The sequence below is a fragment of the Desulfitobacterium dichloroeliminans LMG P-21439 genome, from assembly GCF_000243135.2.
In the GTDB taxonomy this organism is placed as follows: Bacteria; Bacillota; Desulfitobacteriia; order Desulfitobacteriales; family Desulfitobacteriaceae; genus Desulfitobacterium; species Desulfitobacterium dichloroeliminans.
Window position 1 is genome coordinate 154,578 of sequence record NC_019903.1, and the last position, 16,112, is coordinate 170,689.

Genomic DNA, 16,112 nt, shown 5'->3' on the forward strand with positions numbered 1-16,112 from the left:
GAAGAGATGTTCAAAAAGATGAAAATTGCATCTAAATCTATGTTAGGGGTTGGAATTTGTACAATTGGAGCACTGCTTGTTTTTTCCCTAATCGTTAATTTCTATGTGACCAAAATCATTGACTCATCCGAGCAAAATTACAATCAACTGCTTAGAGCGGCTGTCGATTCCCAGATGGAGGCCCAACTGGACAGCTCGAGGATGTCCGTCCAAACCATAGCTAACAACAGCAGGATACAGGAGCTGTTTGCCCAGCGTGACCGTGAGCAGCTGACGGTGGAACTGCAAGGGGTCTTTGAGGCATTAAAAGGAGAAGTATCGCAAATTCAGTTTCATCTCCCAGACTCTACGGCCTTTTTGAGATTGCATATGCCTGAGAAATTCGGAGATAGTTTAAAAGAATTTCGCTTTACCGTCAATGAAGCCAATGCAAAACTCCAGGTTGTAGAGGGGTTAGAAGAAGGGGTTGGCGGTTACGGTTTTCGTGTGGTTGCCCCGATGTACTTCAATGGGGTACATACCGGGTCTGTTGAATATGGAAGTGCTTTTGGAGATGCTTTTCTGACTAGCCTTAAGGATCGATTTGCTGGTGAATATTTTATCTATACCCTATCAGAAGCAGCCCTTGCTCAGAACGAAAAAGGAGAAGCGGAGCAAGGCTACCTTGCAGCTACTCTGGAGACGGATGAGTGGAAGATGGAAGCGCCCTATATTGAACAAATAAGCTCAGGAGAAATGATCAACTTGATTTCCGAGGATAAGACTAAGGGTGTCTTATTGATGCCTGTTAAGGATTATTCGGGGCAAGTTAAAGGTTACATAAAAGCAGTAGTTGATCGGAGTGTTATCTTAGGCTATAGTGATCAGTTCCATAGGGTTATCGTTGTACTTTCAGTTATAATCGCGATCATTTTGTCACTCTTTATTTTTATATTCCTGCGCCGAACGGTTCTTAAACCCATTCAGAGTCTGAATGCTACGATTAAAAAGGTTGAGGGCGGTGATTTCACGGTAATCTGCAAGAATGCCAGTGAAGATGAGCTTGGACAACTTTCTGACTCCTTAAATAAAATGGTGGCGGCTTTCCGGACGATCTTAACGGATTTAAAAGATACCGCCAATGATTTATTCTTATCGTCCCAAGAACTAGCAGAAACTTCTCGTCAAAATACTCAAGCCTCTGAGGAAGTGGCGAAGGCAATTGAAGAGATTGCTGTTGGAGCAATGGAACAAACCGAAAAAATAGAGAGTGGCTCTCATAATGCTACAATCTTGGGAGGAAAAATCGACGAAAATATCCAATTGATGGAGCAGCTAAGTCATTCGGCGGTTGAAGTGGTAGGTAACATTCAAAGTGGAATGGATGTAGTCAGAGCCTTGGATGCAATCTATCATGAAACTGACCTAGCTATGAAAGAGGTTGAAAAGGGAATTCTGCATACCGCTCAAAGCACTGCGAAGATTGGAGAATCGAGCAAAATAATTGCTTCCATCTCAGGGCAAACTAACCTATTGGCACTCAATGCAGCGATTGAGGCTGCTCGCGCAGGTGAAGCAGGAAGAGGATTTGCTGTGGTTGCCGATGAAATACGCAAATTGGCCGAGGAATCAAATTCTTCAACGAAAACCATCGACGACTTGATTGAGGAGCTAAGTGAGAGCTCAGATAAGACGGTGGAGACCATCGAAAATAGTATCGGCAAGCTCCAAGATCTCCAGAAGGCTGTGGAGAAGATTCGGATGGCCTATCAGGAGATTCAGGAAGAGACCGAGGACAATCAAAGAAATACTCAAAACCTGAATCTATCAATGAATGAAATGGACAAGATGAAGGGAGCTATTCTCCTGGCCTTGCAGACCCTGTCTACTATCGCCGAAAATAATTCAGCTTCAACTCAGGAAGTATCGGCTTCAGTAGAAGAACAGACAGCCTCCATGTCCGAAATAGCTCGCGCAAGCGATAATTTAAAGGAGCGGGCAGAAAAGCTGGGAAGCCTAGTCAATAAATTTAAAGTTTAATTTTAGTTAAGCCTTAGTTTTACACTAGAAGTAATTAAAAAAATCCCGCTAGTTCTGTGTTGTCAAGGGCTAGCGGGTTTTGCTTTTTATCATTTAGTTGTAGTGGATTGGCGCTTATTTTAGGTTATAATCCACCTTAGATGCCTTTGTTTTTCTGTGGCCGAGTTTATTGCTATGATTCAAGAAGAGATCACAGGCAAGAGACAATTGGTGTAATAAGGTTACGCTTCGTGAGGCCTGAGCTAGAGCTCTGGTGAATCATCAAATAATTGATTTTCTAAGCTCTTCAGCCGATTTGCTTGAAAGATAAGCTGGGGCAATATCCACTACTGTTTTGGCACCGGCTACTCCTTCTTGATTTAACCGGTGTGCTGCCCTTGCAAAGGCAACGAGGACATTTGCTGTGAAGTCGGGGTTGGAATCCAAAGCTAATTGATATTCGATGACATGATTGTGCTCTTCATGAAGACCTGTTCGTCCATGACGAATAATTAAGCCGCCATGAGGAAGACCCGGGTGATTTTTTTCCAGTTCTTCTTCTGTAATAAAATGTATCTCTGTGTCATAGTCCGCGAAATAATTGGGCATTGTTTTTATCTCGTGTTCAATCTGCTCCTTATCGGTTCCTTCCTCAGCAACCACAAAGCACACCCGGTGATGTTTTTCCCGCGTCGAAAGCTCCGGCCTATCCCCTCTTCTAACCGCTTCGATGGCATTTTCTATCGGAATGGTGTACTGTTTTCCTTTCATGACTCCCTTAATTCTTCTGATGGCATCGGAATGTCCCTGACTGACTCCTTTTCCCCAGAAGGTATAAGTATTGCCCTCCGGCAGGATAGCCTCGGCATATAAGCGATTAATCGAGAACATTCCGGGATCCCAGCCGCCGGCGATGATGCAGATCTTTTGAGCTTCTAAAGCATTTTCATTCATGGCAGAAAAATAGTCTGGAATCTGAGCGTGATTATCATAGCCATCAACGGTATTGAAAAGACTTGCAAATTCAGGCCCCTGAAACGGCAGATCCGACATGCTTCCGCCACAAAGCACCATAACATCAATCTGTTCCGTCATTTTTTTAGCCTCGTCCATTGTGTAGACGGCGACTGCCCTGGTGACGGTTTCGATTGTTGAAGGATTCCGCCGTGTAAAAATACCCACCAGCTCCATGTCTTCATTTTGACGAATTCCTAACTCCACGCTTTTTCCAAGGTTTCCATAACCGACAATACCAATTCTAATCTTATTCATTGACGATTCCCCCTTGTATCTATTCTAACTCGTGTTATTGCATACGTAAAAGTAAAAATACTGTTGATAAAGTGGGTCAACAGTATTTTTTTCTATACTGCTTGGTATTTACTAAAATAGAGGTGTATAGTCGTTTTTGAGAGAATAGAGAGAATAAGAATACCCCAGAGCGGGCCAAATTTTGATCGGAAGCTGTGCATTTTACAAGGAGGTGAGGGTTTGCACAATGTAGCTGATTTAGTCGAAAACGTCATACAAGGGAATGCTAAGGAATCCGTTATTATCGCAAGAGGTTTATTAGCCGGTGGGCATAGCATACCTCGAATAGTCGAAGGATTAACCAGGGCCTTAGATTCCTTAGATGCCAAATGCCATCTGAATCAATTTAATCTATTGGAAATATTGTTAGCGGCAAGAGCTATGAAAGAAGTCGTGGATGAGGTGGTCTGTCAGGAGATCGAGAAATCCCCAACAGAGTTTGGTTCAATGGGGAAAAAGGGCGTATTTGTGATCGGCACTATTCAAGGAGATATTCATGATCTGGGAAAAAACATCGTCGTGACCCTCTTAAGAACGGTAGGTTATAAGGTCATCGATTTGGGTAAAGATATTCCGCCTGCCCAATTTGTCGTGACAGCTAAAGAAGAGAAGGCGAATTTTATCGGGGTGAGCAGTTTGATTTTTTCTTCAGCGGCGAGCATTCGCGAGATTAAAAGGCTGCTGCTGGAAGAAAATATGACGAATACTATGGTGATAGCCGGAGGTGCTGCTGTTAAGCAAGTAGAAAAGGAAGATTTAAATGTCGATATGATTGCGGAAGATGCTTTTGAACTGATTAGATTCCTCCAGGTTTTAGAAGGGAATGTGGCAGAGTGAATCGATTGCAAAGATTTATGGCTGTTTTGAAAGGTAATTCTTTTCAGGATACTCTCTGCATGCCATTGGTATTTGGTGGTGCAGCATTTTTAACAGATGTTAAGTTAAGGCAATACCTGCAAAACGGAGAGGTCCTAGGGCAATGTCAGCTAAACTCACAACAGCGATTCGATTATGACGCCGTTTTCGTATACGGAGATAATTGTGTCGAAGCGGAAGCCTTAGGGGCAAAGGTGTATTTTCCGGAAAATGCTTATCCTTATCTAAAAGAGTATATACTGGAGGACCCCGGCCAGCTAAGGGAATTGCCGGTTATTGATCCGCGCCAAGACGGCAGGATGCCGGAATTATTGCGGGCAGCTGAATACTTAAGGACTGAGCTCGGAGACCATCTGCCTATTGTTGGAGTTGTCTTAGGGCCTATGAGCATCGCGAGCCAATTGATGGGATTGGAAAGGCTCCTTTATCTATTGCTTGATTCGCCTTGTGAATTTGAAAACGTGATAAAATACACTTCCGAGATCTCCCAGAAATTTGGCATGTCTTTACTTGCCCATGGTGTTCATATGACAGCAGTTATCGATCCCAGTGCTTCAGAAAGCATTATTCCCGGCGAGGTTTTTGTTCGCTATCTCTTGCCTCACCTGCGCGAGACTTTCGCTCACTTCAGGGAGGCCGGTGCATTGGCCTGTTGGTTGATGATTACTGGAAATACTCAAGGTTTTTTACCGTATTATGGACAATGTGGAATAGAAATTGCAAGTATAGATTATGAAGTTCCCCTCACGGAAGCATTGAAATGGGGAGAAAATCTGACAATTGCCGGTAATATTAAACCATATAGCTTTATTAATAAATCCTCCAAGGATATATTTTGCCGGAGCCAAGAATTGATTCATCAGGCAATGGGCAGAAAGCGGTTTATTTTAAGCTCCGGATGTGAAATACCGCTGGATTCAAAACCGGAGAATCTTGCTGCCTTCGTCCGAGGGGCTAAAGGTAGGTGATTAATATGGGTCAGCATCATAACACGGCTTTATCTACTGAAGAACAACTGAAGAAACAGATTGTTGCTCTCCATAAGATCAACAATATAACCGGTTTTCTACCATTAAATATTGCTGAAATGCTGCCGGTGATTAAAAAAGAGATGGAAGACATTTTTGCGGATTTTGAATGTAATATCAATGTGTTTGCCGGAAAATCCAATTGCTGTACCTTAGAGGAAGGTAGCTGCAAAGCTTTAAGGGATCAATTACCCATGCTTGCAGAGCAAGATCAAAGCTGCCCTTGCTATACAGGGAAGGTCTGCCAGAAAACTTACCTGGCCCATATTTGTGTGCCGCTAACTGCCGGTACGGAAGTATTGGGAGTGATTACCCTTAAAAGCATGAGGAGGCAAGGACTAAGCCGAGATTTGCTTGAATTGCTCCTGGCCATTGCCAATCAGGTAGCGGCGACCATCCAGAGATCCCAATTACTTAATCATCTTGCTCAAGAAAAGAGAAATCTCGAAAATGCTAACAATGAAATTACCCAGCTGAATACAGAATTGATGAGCACTATTAAAGAATTGAAAAGGACACAGATGCAGCTGATCTACTCGGAACGCCTGGCTGCCGCCGGCAGATTAGCGGCTAATCTTACTCATGAGATCAACAATCCGATCGGGATAATCCTGTCAAGATTAGAATGGTTGCTCCTAGAGGCTCCGGAAAGTGAATTACCGGAGGAGGTCGTGAGAGATTTGCAGGTTATCAAAAAGCATACGGACCGGATTGCCCATATTACCCGGGGGTTGCTATCCTTTTCCAGGAGAACGAAAAATGAAACGAGTTTAGTAAATTTAGAGAAACTGATCAAGGAAACAGTGGCTTGGCTGGAAAGGCAATTTTCTAGGAAGGATATTATGCTTGCTTTAAACCTGAATCCGCTGCCGCAAGTCATGGGTAATAGGGATCAACTGGAACAGGTTCTGGTCAATATCTTAACCAATGCTAAGGATGCACTACCAAAAGGAGGACAAATTACGATTGCAGCTAAGCATGATTCCGAGCAGAAGCTTATTCAGATCGATGTTGCCGATACTGGTACGGGAATACCGGAGGAAATAATGAATACAATCTTCGATCCTTTTTTTAGTACAAAGGACAAAGAATTGGGCACGGGGCTGGGACTGCCCATCAGCTTAACGATTATGAAAGAGCATGAGGGTTTTTTGAGGATGGCGAGCACTCCCGGTGAAGGCAGCTGTTTTAGCATGATATTACCCTGTGCCCCTATGCATGAGGAAGGTGAGCGGAATGGGTAAGGTGCGCCATATTGTCGTCATTGATGATGAGTCAGATATGCTAGAAACATGTGCTAGGGTTATCCACCGCATGGGCTACGACTGTACAACCTTTGACGATGGTTGTGAAGCTATAGAGGAAATCTGTAAAATTCAGCCGGACTTGATTATAACCGATATCAAAATGCCCGGATGTGATGGTTTTGAAGTGTTAGAGAAGGCTAAGGCCTGTGTCCCCCAGGCGAGAGTAGTTGTCATCACGGGATATGCTACGGTGGATTCCGCCGTACAAGCCATGAAGGAAGGGGCTTATGATTACCTTTCCAAGCCATTCCCTATCGAACAGTTACAGATGACAATCAATAAAGCCCTTCAACACATCGCCTTAACGGAGGAAAACCAATTGCTCCGCGCCCAGCTACAGGAGGGCCTTAACACCGATAATATTATCGGTGCCCGGGGCGGGCTGCAAGGAATCTTTGCAACAATCGGCAAGATTTCCAACAGCGATGCTTCCATTCTTATTTTGGGTGAAAGCGGTACCGGCAAAGAAGTAATCGCCCGAGCTATTCACAAAAACAGCAGGCGTTCCACCGGTCCTTTCATTCCGGTGGATTGTGCTTCCTTGCCGGAAAATCTTTTGGAAAGTGAGCTCTTTGGCCATGAAAGGGGATCCTTTACCGGAGCTAATACTACCAAGCAGGGATTATTGGAAATGGCTCATGGGGGAACACTTTTCCTAGATGAATTGGGGGAGCTGACTCTCGCCATGCAGGCGAAGTTGTTAAGAACCTTAGAAGAGCGAGCGATCAGACGAGTCGGCGGTAATCGTCTGATTAATGTGGATATTCGAATTGTCGCGGCTACTAACCGTGATTTAGAGGAAGCAGTTCTTCGCAAGGAGTTTAGAGAAGATCTCTATTATCGAATCAATGTCATTACTTTGAAGCTACCGCTCCTGCGTGAGCGCCAGCAGGATATCCCCTTACTTGTTAATCATTTTTGTAGGAAATTTGCCCAGGATATGAACAAGAAAGTGGCCGGATTCACACCTGAGGCCCTAAAGATAATGAGGGAATATCCCTGGCCGGGCAATATCCGCGAGCTGCGAAATGTCGTGGAAAGGGCTATTTCCTTAGCAGACTCGGAGCTGGTCGAGGTCCGTGATCTACCCCAGAAGATCATCGATGGACAAGAAGAAATCCTCACTGAACAGGAGGATTTGGGTTCGCTTTCTTTTCACGCGGCCAAAGATATTTGGTTGAGGAGGTTTGAAATAAAGTACCTTGAGGAGCTCTTAAATAAGCATAATGGTAATATTACGCAGGCGGCAAAATCAGCCGGTATCGACCGGAAAACAATCCATCGGCTGATCAATAAGTATGATTTGCCGATGAGTTAAGATTTTAACTCGTCTAAAGAAATCGTGAATTCTTTTGTACCGGGTGCCCCCTCCTCATTAATCTTATAAGGGATCTTTAAGCTCAATTCTTTAACAGTGGTGATCTCCTTTTCGTTAACGGGGAATGTGATAAAACCCTGTTGAACCCGTGCAGGCGGATAAGTACCACCGAGACTTGAGGTAAGTGTGAGATCAGGTTTGGTAATCTCCCCACTGTCGATGGTCATTTCCCAATCCTCAGGGTAAAGTATTTGGTCTATTTCAGAGGTATTGCCAATTTCAATACCGAGGGCAATTTTGCCAAGTGGCGCATCTTCCGAAGGATCGGTATTCCTGACCAGGCTAACATTGATGATCCTAAGCTTCATGGTTTCCATATCAACTATTTCGTTTAGATCAAGGGTTTGGCTATAAACCTCAACTTCCCTTCCCTCTAAAGATGGATTGGGAGATAAAGCAGAGTCTTGGCCCGTTTTCGTGCTCCCGGTGCAGCCACCGGCTAGTAAAGCAATGCTTGCTACAATGCTGAGTATTACCTTAGTGGGAAATCCTTTCATGATTAACTACTCCCTTCATATTACAATCATACCAGGTCTCAAAAATGCTCTTGCTCCTAGGCAAGGGCTTTTTTAATGTCCCAAGACCTATTTCTACCTATTGTAAATGCAAAAAGCATACCAACCAGATTCTAGGGAAACACTGGTTTCCTCGGGTTTGCTATTGTGAGAATAGGGACATTTGAGGGACGCGAGTGGGACATTTATGCCCCGATTTCTAAGCGCCCGGAGGCAAGAGTATATTCGCAATATCCTCTCAATCACAGTTTAATCATACTTTTATCACATTTTAACCACAGGTTGGCAGCCTACAGTTTTCCATGGCATGGTATTTGCAAATTGAACTAGTAATAACCTTCTCAATATCTCAGGTAAGAGGGCGGCCATGATTTGCAAATATGGAACAGTTGGAGGTGATTAAATGTTTGGGAAGCTAATTTTGCGCAATATCAGAAGACGACCCTGGCAGCAAGGACTGACGCTATTTGTGGTCGCCGCTTGTACAGCTGCCCTGGTAACCGGAATACTTTTGGTCTGGGGCATTGAAAGGGCGGGTCAAGGTGCCGTCGATAATCTGGGTGCGGATGTTATGGCAATACCGGCGGATGCTCACTTTGAACCCGGTCAGATCCTCTTTACAGGAGCCCCCGCCAATATTTACATGGATGCCAAGGTGCTGGAGGAGATTGAGAAGATTCCCGGTATTGAAGGAATTACCGCGCAGTTTTTCAGTCAGACACTGAATCAAAGCTGTTGCAGCCTTCCCGAAGAATACCGGTTAGTAGGCTATGACCCTCAAACGGATTTTCTAGTCCGGAATTTATTAGCGAAAGGGGTGGGTCGAGATTTAAAAGAAACGGAGGTTATCGTCGGGGGTAATGTGCCTGCTTTTCTGGGTGACAGGGTTGTGATTCTAGCGGAGGCTTTTGATGTAGCCGGTTATCTGAAACCGCTGGGAGGAAGCATTGACGATACGATCTTTGTGCCCATCACGACAGCCCGGAGACTGGCCGGGGCAAGTCCGTACTTACAGGAGTATTGGCAAGAGGCTGGAGATCCGGAAGGGCTGATATCGTCAGTGCTGATTAAAACTGCTAGCGGAATCGATTCGGGACAGGTGGCCAGGGATATTGACAGGATCCTGGGCATCAAAGGAGTGACAGCGAGCAATTTATTTGCGGAGATGAAGGAAGAATTGCTGGTGATTAAAGAGATACTGCGTTTGATGGTTGTGATTAATTGCGGCATCACCATAGCTTCTCTGTCATCAAGGTACTCATCACTGGTCTTGGAAAGGCAGCAGGAGTTAGCTCTGTTGCGGGCACTGGGAACCGAGAAAAAAAACATCTTTAAGCTGGTTATGCTTGAGACCCTTTGCAGTAGTGTGGCAGCTGCTTTCATCGGATGTTTAGCCGGATATGGCTTGGTGCTTTATCTGGCGAAATCTCTGAGTAGTCACAGTTCTTTTCCCTTTATGCTGCCCATGGCGTCCCAGCTCGGTATAGCCTTTGCGGGGGTAGTCGCTTTTATCCTTTTCATCAGTTGCCTGGCCGCTTTTTGGCCGGCGAGGAGTTCATCACGCTTGGATCCGGTAATTGCATTAACTGAAGGTGAGCTGTAATAGGGAGGTAAAAATGCAGATAGTATTAAAAAACGTAACCCACCACTATCAGGACAGGGCCGGAGAGGTCGTTACCCCCGTGTGCAACATTCACTTAACCATTAACAGTGGCGATTCACTGGCTATCTATGGACCCTCAGGTAGTGGCAAAAGTACCCTGCTGTTTATTCTAGGCTGCCTATTAAGGCCTTCTCAAGGTGAGATGCATTTAGATGGGCACTCACTGCTCCACTATGGAGAGAAGGAATTAGGGGAATTGAGGAATCGCAAAATAGGTTTTATGTTCCAGATGTGTTACTTACTTCCGACTTTGACGGTCAAAGAGAATATATTACTGCCTCTCTGGATCCAAAAAGGAAGGGAGAGAGACAATGGGGCAGGGCAAAAGGTCGTTAAGTCCTTGCTCGAACAACTGGGTTTAGGGGATAGGGCTGATTTTTTACCTTATCAGCTAAGCGGCGGCCAAAGGCGTCGCGTAGCTATGGCTAGAGCAATGGTAAGTGATCCGGAGCTGATTCTTGCTGATGAACCGACGGCAGAGCTTGACGAAGGGAATAAGATCTTTGTGGGGAAATGGCTGGGACAGCAAGCAGCCAAGAACAAAATAGTCGTCATTGCTACTCATGATCCGGGTTTAGCGACTTATGCCGGAAAGGTTTATAACTTAAGCGAGGGGCAATTGCATGAAAAGGCCTTAGATAAAGAAATAGCATCTGTTTAAAGTTAGGTACTATAAATCTTCGGAGGTTATGGTCTGGGTAATCAAAAAATTTGGAGGTTGAAGTTATGAATGGAAAGCTTCAAAAGGTTATCGGCGGCTCGGGTGTAGTCTTGGGAATATTAATCGCTTTGACTCCCTTTCAGCTGGTCCCGGTTTGCCAAAGATTATTGGAGTTAACTTCCGGGAAGATGGTTCATATGCGTTGCCACTACACCGGTCAGGCGGAAATCTTTTTGGGCATCTTGATTACTCTGGTTTCGCTCATCTATTTTTTCAACAAATCGTTACCTGCTCAAAAAAGCTTAGGCGGGGTCTTGGTGCTTTTGGGAATTGCTGTTATTATTCTGCCGACAAATCTAGGGATAGGTGTTTGCATGAATCCCATGGAATGCCATACTACAGCTAAGCTTCTCTATGTTTTGGGAGGATTATCGGTAGTTGATGGGCTGGTCGCAATTTTTCAAGATAAAGTCCCAGTTTCGAGTTCCAAAGATATTAATGCCTGACGAACAAGGCCCCCGAAAAGATGGGCTGTTCTAGGGCATAGCAAAAAGTTTTGCTCAATAATTTAAGATACTGCACGGGCAATTGCCTGCCTTAAGCCACACGCAGCACTGAAGGCGAAGTCGTTGCTTGTCATATTTTTCAGTAGCCTTGATAAACAAGGGGGTGAATAATTTGCGGGGATTGGTTGCCAATAAATTAAGCAAGGTGTTGGGGCTGAATATGGTTGTCGTCGGATTAGTAATTGGCTTTGTCCTTTTTAGCACCTATGCTGTACCAACACCGGTAGAAGCAGATACTGCGCAAGAAGGATATCTTACCTTCCAATCGACCTGTACAGCTTGCCATGCCATGGATACGGTTCAGAATTATCAAGGTTCATTAGCCTGGCCGGAAATCATTGAATTGATGAAGGGCTATGGTGCCTTTATTCAAGAGGAAGAGGAGGGTGAGATCGTTCAGTATCTAGAAGAGGCTTACCCCAAGTAATGGAAAGGGTTTAAGAGAAATGGGGGAAACAGTTATGAGTTTATTTAGCGGAGAAGGCGATAAGGAAGGTTTTCTGATTTTGGCACTGGGAGTGTGGGCTTCAATAACGCTTCTCGTCATGATTGCCAGAAGCTGGACGGCAGGAAATGCTTATTGGGTTTCGATATTAGTGGGATTGATTTGTTTTGCAGCCGCTTTTTCCGTCTATACATGGCGAGTTCTGGTACTTGACCGTAAAGGGGGCGCTGAAGATGGAGACTAACAAAGAAAAGATAAAGCTAACCAGACGCAGATTTCTGGGTATTATGACAGGTGTGCCTTTGGCCTTGAGTATAGGGACACCGGTGGTTGCGGCCGGTAAAATGCTCAGCCCCGCCAATGCCTTAAGGCCCATCCCTCCCAAAATGGCCATTCTAAAGGAAGAGGATTTACTGGAAAAGCCGAAGGAAATCGTCTATGACGGCTTCCCCGCTATGATTTTTAGAAATGGCAATGAGTATAAAGCATTTTCCAGGGTATGTACCCATCTGGGCTGTACGGTTATGTGGAATGAGGCGGAGAAACGATTTGAATGCCCTTGCCATGGCGGAATTTTTGATGAGGAGGGCAATGTTATTGAAGGTCCTCCGCCTAAGCCCTTAACACGTCTCAAGGCTTGGGTGGAAAATGGTTACGTTATGATACAGGAGGAGGTTGTTTAGGGTGGCATTTGAGCATAAAGAGGTTGAAGTCAAAGACATGCTCAGGGACATTGCTGAGCATCCGGTTCCTAAGCATGCCCGAAATTTCATCTTCTGCTTTGGGGGGATTACCTTTTTGTTGTTCTTAATCCAGGTAGTCACGGGGATTGTCTTGGCAGTTTACTACAAGCCGACGATAGAGGCTGCATATTCGAGTGTATTGTTTATCAATAATGAGGTCTTTATGGGTAAGGCTTTGCGCTCGATTCACAATGTTTCAGCCAACCTGATGCTGATTATGGTGGTATGTCATTTCCTGAGGGTTATTTTTACAGGATCCTACAAACCACCCCGTCAGTTTAACTGGGTAGTCGGCGTTTTTCTCCTTATTTTTGTCATCCTGTTCTGCTTTACTGGCTATCTATTGACAATGGATCAGGTAGGCTATTGGGCAGCAATTATCGGGACAAAGATCCTAGGCTCGATTCCCCTCGTAGGTGATCAGCTTTTGCTGTTGAGCCAGGCTGGGACGAAGATTACGGATTATACCTTGATTAGATTTTTCATCATCCATATCGTTGTGCTGCCGGTGTTGACCATAGGTTTATTGATCGCCCACTTTTTGATGATTCGTAAACAGGGTATTTCCGGCCCGTTATAAGAGGAGGTGATGAAATGGAAGTTGATAAACGAAAAACCATTGATAAAAATGTACCCTTTTTCCCGAATCATCTCACCACTGAAGTAGCTGTAGCCTTGGCGGTTTTGGGGCTTGTTCTTTTTATGGCTGGTGTAATGCCGAAGGAATTAGGGCCGCCGGCGAATCCGGTGATGACCCCCTCCCATATTCTCCCGGATTGGTATTTCCTCTGGATGTTCGGTCTGCTCCAGCTTGTACCCCAAATGATGGGGTTATTGCTTCCGGCGATTTTAGTTATGGGGGTATTTTTACTGCCTTGGTTGGATCGAAGCAGTTCACGTCGGCCGGAAGCAAGGGCCTGGATTATTATCGGCACGGAAATAACCCTGATTTTGATGGTGATTCTATCCTACGTCGCCTTACACTTTTAACCGTTAGTTGCTATTGAAAACATGTAGGGGGTGAACCAATGACGGGAAAAGGTCAGGATTTCTTTTCAGCTCATTTGTTGCTTTCACTTTTTGGTATCTGGCTGGGGATCGGTTTTTTGCTGGGGATTACAGGCAGTGTAATTGCCGCTCCCAGTTATGCCATGCCTGTTGATCGCGAATCCGAGATGATCTATGCCTCCGGTTTGCAACCGCAAACTACGGGCGGAAACCAAAATGCCGGAACGGACCCCGCAGCGGTGGCGACGGCAGCGAATAAAGGGGAACTTTTTTTAAAAAAGGGCTGCACCCAATGTCATGAAGTAAGCTATTACGGAATAACCGGCGGTGTGACAGGACCGGATTTGACCAAGGCGTACGCTGATGCACCGGCACGTTTCGGTAAGACTCTTGCCGAATTCCTTAAGGAGCCGGAAGGTACTATGGCGGAGATGTTCGTCAGAATGGAAATTACCGAGGAAGAAAAAGCTGAAATTCTTAAGCTTCTTACTGAGGCCGGCGGTGGGGCTGCCGCAGATGCACCTGAAGCGGAGAGTAAAGAGCAAACCGGTGGTGAATAAACCCTAATATTTAGAACCGAATTTCAAGGAGGTATTAATTAATGGATAAGGATCTTTTCAAAAAGGTTGTATTATCTTTAGCCGGGTTGCTGGTTGGTTTGGTAATTGCGGTCTATTTATCGACACAGCTTAACCCAGCCGGTGGTTCAGAAGCTACCTTAGGCGGAGCGGCGAATATATCGGTAGATGGGGTGTCTGATGATATCGTGCAAGCGGCTCTGAAGACTTATGTACCGCCCGGTCAGTTGGATGAGTATTATATGTTCGCTTCAGGGGGCCATTCCGGCAATGTTTTTGTCTATGGTGTCCCCTCCATGCGGCGGATCCGTACGATTCCGGTATTCACACCGGAGTCTTCCGTGGGCTATGGCTGGACAGCAGAATCTAAGGAAATGCTTGGGGAATGGAGTTGGGGAGATGTCCACCACCCTGCTTTGAGTGAAACAGGTGGGGATTATGACGGGCGCTGGCTCTTTGTCAATGATAATGCCAACAGCCGGGCAGCCCGAATTAATCTGGATTCTTTCCGAACCAGTCAGATCTTAGAGGTTCCCAATATTTATGGACCTCACAGTGCGGTGTTTATGACCCCGAATTCAGAATACTTTATGATGGGCTCCCGCTTTGCCGGACCGATACCTTATGGTACCTATTCACCCATTGAAAACTATTCCAAGGATTATAAGGGAGTTCTGGCGGCCATAGCCATCAATCAGGAAAGCGGCGAGATGAACATTGGCTGGGAAGTATTATTACCTCCCTGGTCTTACGATTTATCCGATGCAGGTAAGCTGGACAGCGAGGGTTGGGCATTTTTAACAACCTATAATACTGAAGAAGCTTACGAATTGCTAGAGGTTAATGCCTCACAGCGGGAGATGGACTATGTCGTCGCTTTAAACTGGAAGCTGTTGGAACAAGCAGCTAATGAAGGAAAGTTCGAAATGGTAGAAGGGGTCAAAATGATTGATCCTCTGGATGTCCCCGGTTCTATCTACCTGATTCCGGCTATGAAGAGCCCTCACGGCGTCGATGTAACACCGGATGGCAAATATATTGTAGCCAACGGCAAGGTTGCGCCGGTAGCCACCGTGTTTAGTTTTGAGAAATTTATGGAATGCGTCAACAACAAGGATTTTCAAGGCGAAGAACGAGGCTTTCCGATTATAAATTATGAGAAAGTTCGTGTGGCGGAAGTGCCTGTGGGCTTAGAACCTTTGCATACTCAATTTGATGGTAACGGTTATGCCTATACTACTTTATTTATTGACAGTACCATTGCTAAATGGAGTCTTGACACCTTTGAAATTGTCGATGTAACTCCAGTTCACTACTGTCCTGGGCATCTGTGTGCTGCTGAGGGAGATACTGTTGATCCTGACGGCAAGTATTTGGTATCTCTGAATAAGCTTGCCAAGGACAAATTCCTATCTGTTGGCCCTTCCCATCCGGAGAGTGCCCAGCTGATCGATTTAACCACAGATAAGATGAAAATTTTGATGGATGTTCCTACAGACCCTGAACCTCACTTTGCTCAGATGATCAAAGCCGATAAGATTAAAACCTTTGAGGTATTCGAGAAGGATCCCAACCGACTGGGCGCTGTTTATGAAAAGGAAAATGCCCGGATAGAACGGGACGGTAACAATGTCACAATTTATCAAATGTCCTTCCGCAGCCGTTATTACCCTGATCATGTGGAGGTCAATGAAGGGGATCATGTGACCTGGTATGTGACAAATACAGATTTTGACGAAGATATTACCCATGGATTTGGTATTACCAGGTATGACCTCAATATGGAGGTCCAACCTGGAGAAACGCAGAAATTTGAATTTGTTGCCGATAGGGCGGGAGTCTATCCCTTCTATTGTACCAACTTCTGCTCGGCGCTCCATCAGGAAATGCAGGGTTGGTTTATCGTCAAACCAAAGGGTCAACAAAAGACTTAATCGTTCGACAAAGGTGGCTCCAAAATGTAAATAAATGGGTAGAGAGGGCCCGGCTAAAGGGCCGGACCCCTCTCGCTAATTGAATGAAAGTGGTGGTCGGG

17 protein-coding genes are annotated in these 16,112 nt (G+C 45.2%); 15 read left to right on the top strand and 2 right to left on the bottom strand.

What is annotated here, in order from left to right; translation table 11 throughout:
• Positions 1-6: 6 nt before the first annotated feature.
• Positions 7-2,019, top strand: coding sequence for a methyl-accepting chemotaxis protein (locus tag DESDI_RS00740; protein WP_015260718.1), 2,013 nt, complete (start codon positions 7-9; stop codon positions 2,017-2,019).
• Between the two features lie 261 nt (positions 2,020-2,280).
• Here DESDI_RS00740 and DESDI_RS00745 read toward each other — a convergent pair whose 3' ends face one another.
• Positions 2,281-3,270 carry a diaminopimelate dehydrogenase gene (locus DESDI_RS00745; RefSeq protein WP_015260719.1) on the bottom strand — a complete coding sequence of 330 codons (990 nt, stop codon included), beginning with the start codon at positions 3,268-3,270 and terminating at the stop codon, positions 2,281-2,283.
• A 219-nt stretch (positions 3,271-3,489) separates the two neighbouring features.
• On the opposite strand from DESDI_RS00745, the gene DESDI_RS00750 reads away from it, so the two are divergent.
• From DESDI_RS00750 to DESDI_RS00765, 4 genes are read left to right on the top strand one after another with little or no spacing between them, the layout of a single operon-like run.
• Positions 3,490-4,146 carry a cobalamin B12-binding domain-containing protein gene (locus DESDI_RS00750; protein WP_015260720.1) on the top strand — a complete coding sequence of 219 codons (657 nt, stop codon included), beginning with the start codon at positions 3,490-3,492 and terminating at the stop codon, positions 4,144-4,146.
• A gap of 17 nt (positions 4,147-4,163) precedes the next feature.
• Positions 4,164-5,153: a uroporphyrinogen decarboxylase family protein gene (locus tag DESDI_RS00755; protein ID WP_242825421.1), complete on the top strand. Its 990-nt coding sequence runs from the start codon at positions 4,164-4,166 to the stop codon at positions 5,151-5,153.
• A 5-nt stretch (positions 5,154-5,158) separates the two neighbouring features.
• A complete protein-coding gene (locus DESDI_RS00760) occupies positions 5,159-6,457 on the top strand; it encodes a sensor histidine kinase (RefSeq protein ID WP_015260722.1) in 1,299 nt (432 codons plus the stop codon).
• Entirely contained in the window at positions 6,450-7,838 is a 1,389-nt protein-coding gene (locus DESDI_RS00765) for a sigma-54-dependent transcriptional regulator (RefSeq protein ID WP_015260723.1), read from the top strand. The genes DESDI_RS00760 and DESDI_RS00765 overlap by 8 nt, the downstream gene beginning before the upstream one ends.
• Here DESDI_RS00765 and DESDI_RS00770 read toward each other — a convergent pair.
• The gene (locus DESDI_RS00770; RefSeq protein ID WP_015260724.1) at positions 7,835-8,395 is read right to left on the bottom strand and encodes a hypothetical protein; all 561 of its coding nucleotides are present in this window, start codon (positions 8,393-8,395) and stop codon (positions 7,835-7,837) included. The two genes, DESDI_RS00765 and DESDI_RS00770, sit on opposite strands and share 4 nt — an antisense overlap.
• A gap of 421 nt (positions 8,396-8,816) precedes the next feature.
• On the opposite strand from DESDI_RS00770, the gene DESDI_RS00775 reads away from it, so the two are divergent.
• The 10 genes from DESDI_RS00775 to nosZ all read left to right on the top strand — a co-directional run bounded on the left by DESDI_RS00775 (position 8,817) and on the right by nosZ (position 16,011).
• Positions 8,817-10,016 carry an ABC transporter permease gene (locus DESDI_RS00775; RefSeq protein ID WP_015260725.1) on the top strand — a complete coding sequence of 400 codons (1,200 nt, stop codon included), beginning with the start codon at positions 8,817-8,819 and terminating at the stop codon, positions 10,014-10,016.
• Positions 10,017-10,029: 13 nt separating this feature from the next.
• Positions 10,030-10,737, top strand: a complete 708-nt coding sequence (locus tag DESDI_RS00780; RefSeq protein ID WP_015260726.1) for an ABC transporter ATP-binding protein — start codon at positions 10,030-10,032, stop codon at positions 10,735-10,737.
• Between the two features lie 65 nt (positions 10,738-10,802).
• A complete protein-coding gene (locus DESDI_RS00785) occupies positions 10,803-11,243 on the top strand; it encodes a DUF4418 family protein (RefSeq protein WP_015260727.1) in 441 nt (146 codons plus the stop codon).
• Positions 11,244-11,370: 127 nt separating this feature from the next.
• Complete coding sequence (locus DESDI_RS00790) at positions 11,371-11,730, top strand: c-type cytochrome (protein WP_242825422.1); 360 nt, start codon at positions 11,371-11,373, stop codon at positions 11,728-11,730.
• A gap of 34 nt (positions 11,731-11,764) precedes the next feature.
• Entirely contained in the window at positions 11,765-11,992 is a 228-nt protein-coding gene (locus DESDI_RS00795; RefSeq protein WP_015260729.1) for a hypothetical protein, read from the top strand.
• Entirely contained in the window at positions 11,982-12,431 is a 450-nt protein-coding gene (locus DESDI_RS00800; RefSeq protein ID WP_015260730.1) for a QcrA and Rieske domain-containing protein, read from the top strand. Before DESDI_RS00795 ends, DESDI_RS00800 begins: the two co-directional genes overlap by 11 nt.
• Position 12,432: 1 nt before the next feature.
• Positions 12,433-13,071: a cytochrome b N-terminal domain-containing protein gene (locus DESDI_RS00805; protein WP_015260731.1), complete on the top strand. Its 639-nt coding sequence runs from the start codon at positions 12,433-12,435 to the stop codon at positions 13,069-13,071.
• A gap of 14 nt (positions 13,072-13,085) precedes the next feature.
• Positions 13,086-13,481, top strand: coding sequence for a cytochrome b family protein (locus DESDI_RS00810; RefSeq protein WP_015260732.1), 396 nt, complete (start codon positions 13,086-13,088; stop codon positions 13,479-13,481).
• Between the two features lie 38 nt (positions 13,482-13,519).
• The gene (locus DESDI_RS00815) at positions 13,520-14,059 is read left to right on the top strand and encodes a cytochrome c (RefSeq protein ID WP_015260733.1); all 540 of its coding nucleotides are present in this window, start codon (positions 13,520-13,522) and stop codon (positions 14,057-14,059) included.
• Positions 14,060-14,100: 41 nt separating this feature from the next.
• The gene (gene nosZ / locus DESDI_RS00820; RefSeq protein ID WP_015260734.1) at positions 14,101-16,011 is read left to right on the top strand and encodes a Sec-dependent nitrous-oxide reductase; all 1,911 of its coding nucleotides are present in this window, start codon (positions 14,101-14,103) and stop codon (positions 16,009-16,011) included.
• Positions 16,012-16,112 lie beyond the last annotated feature (101 nt).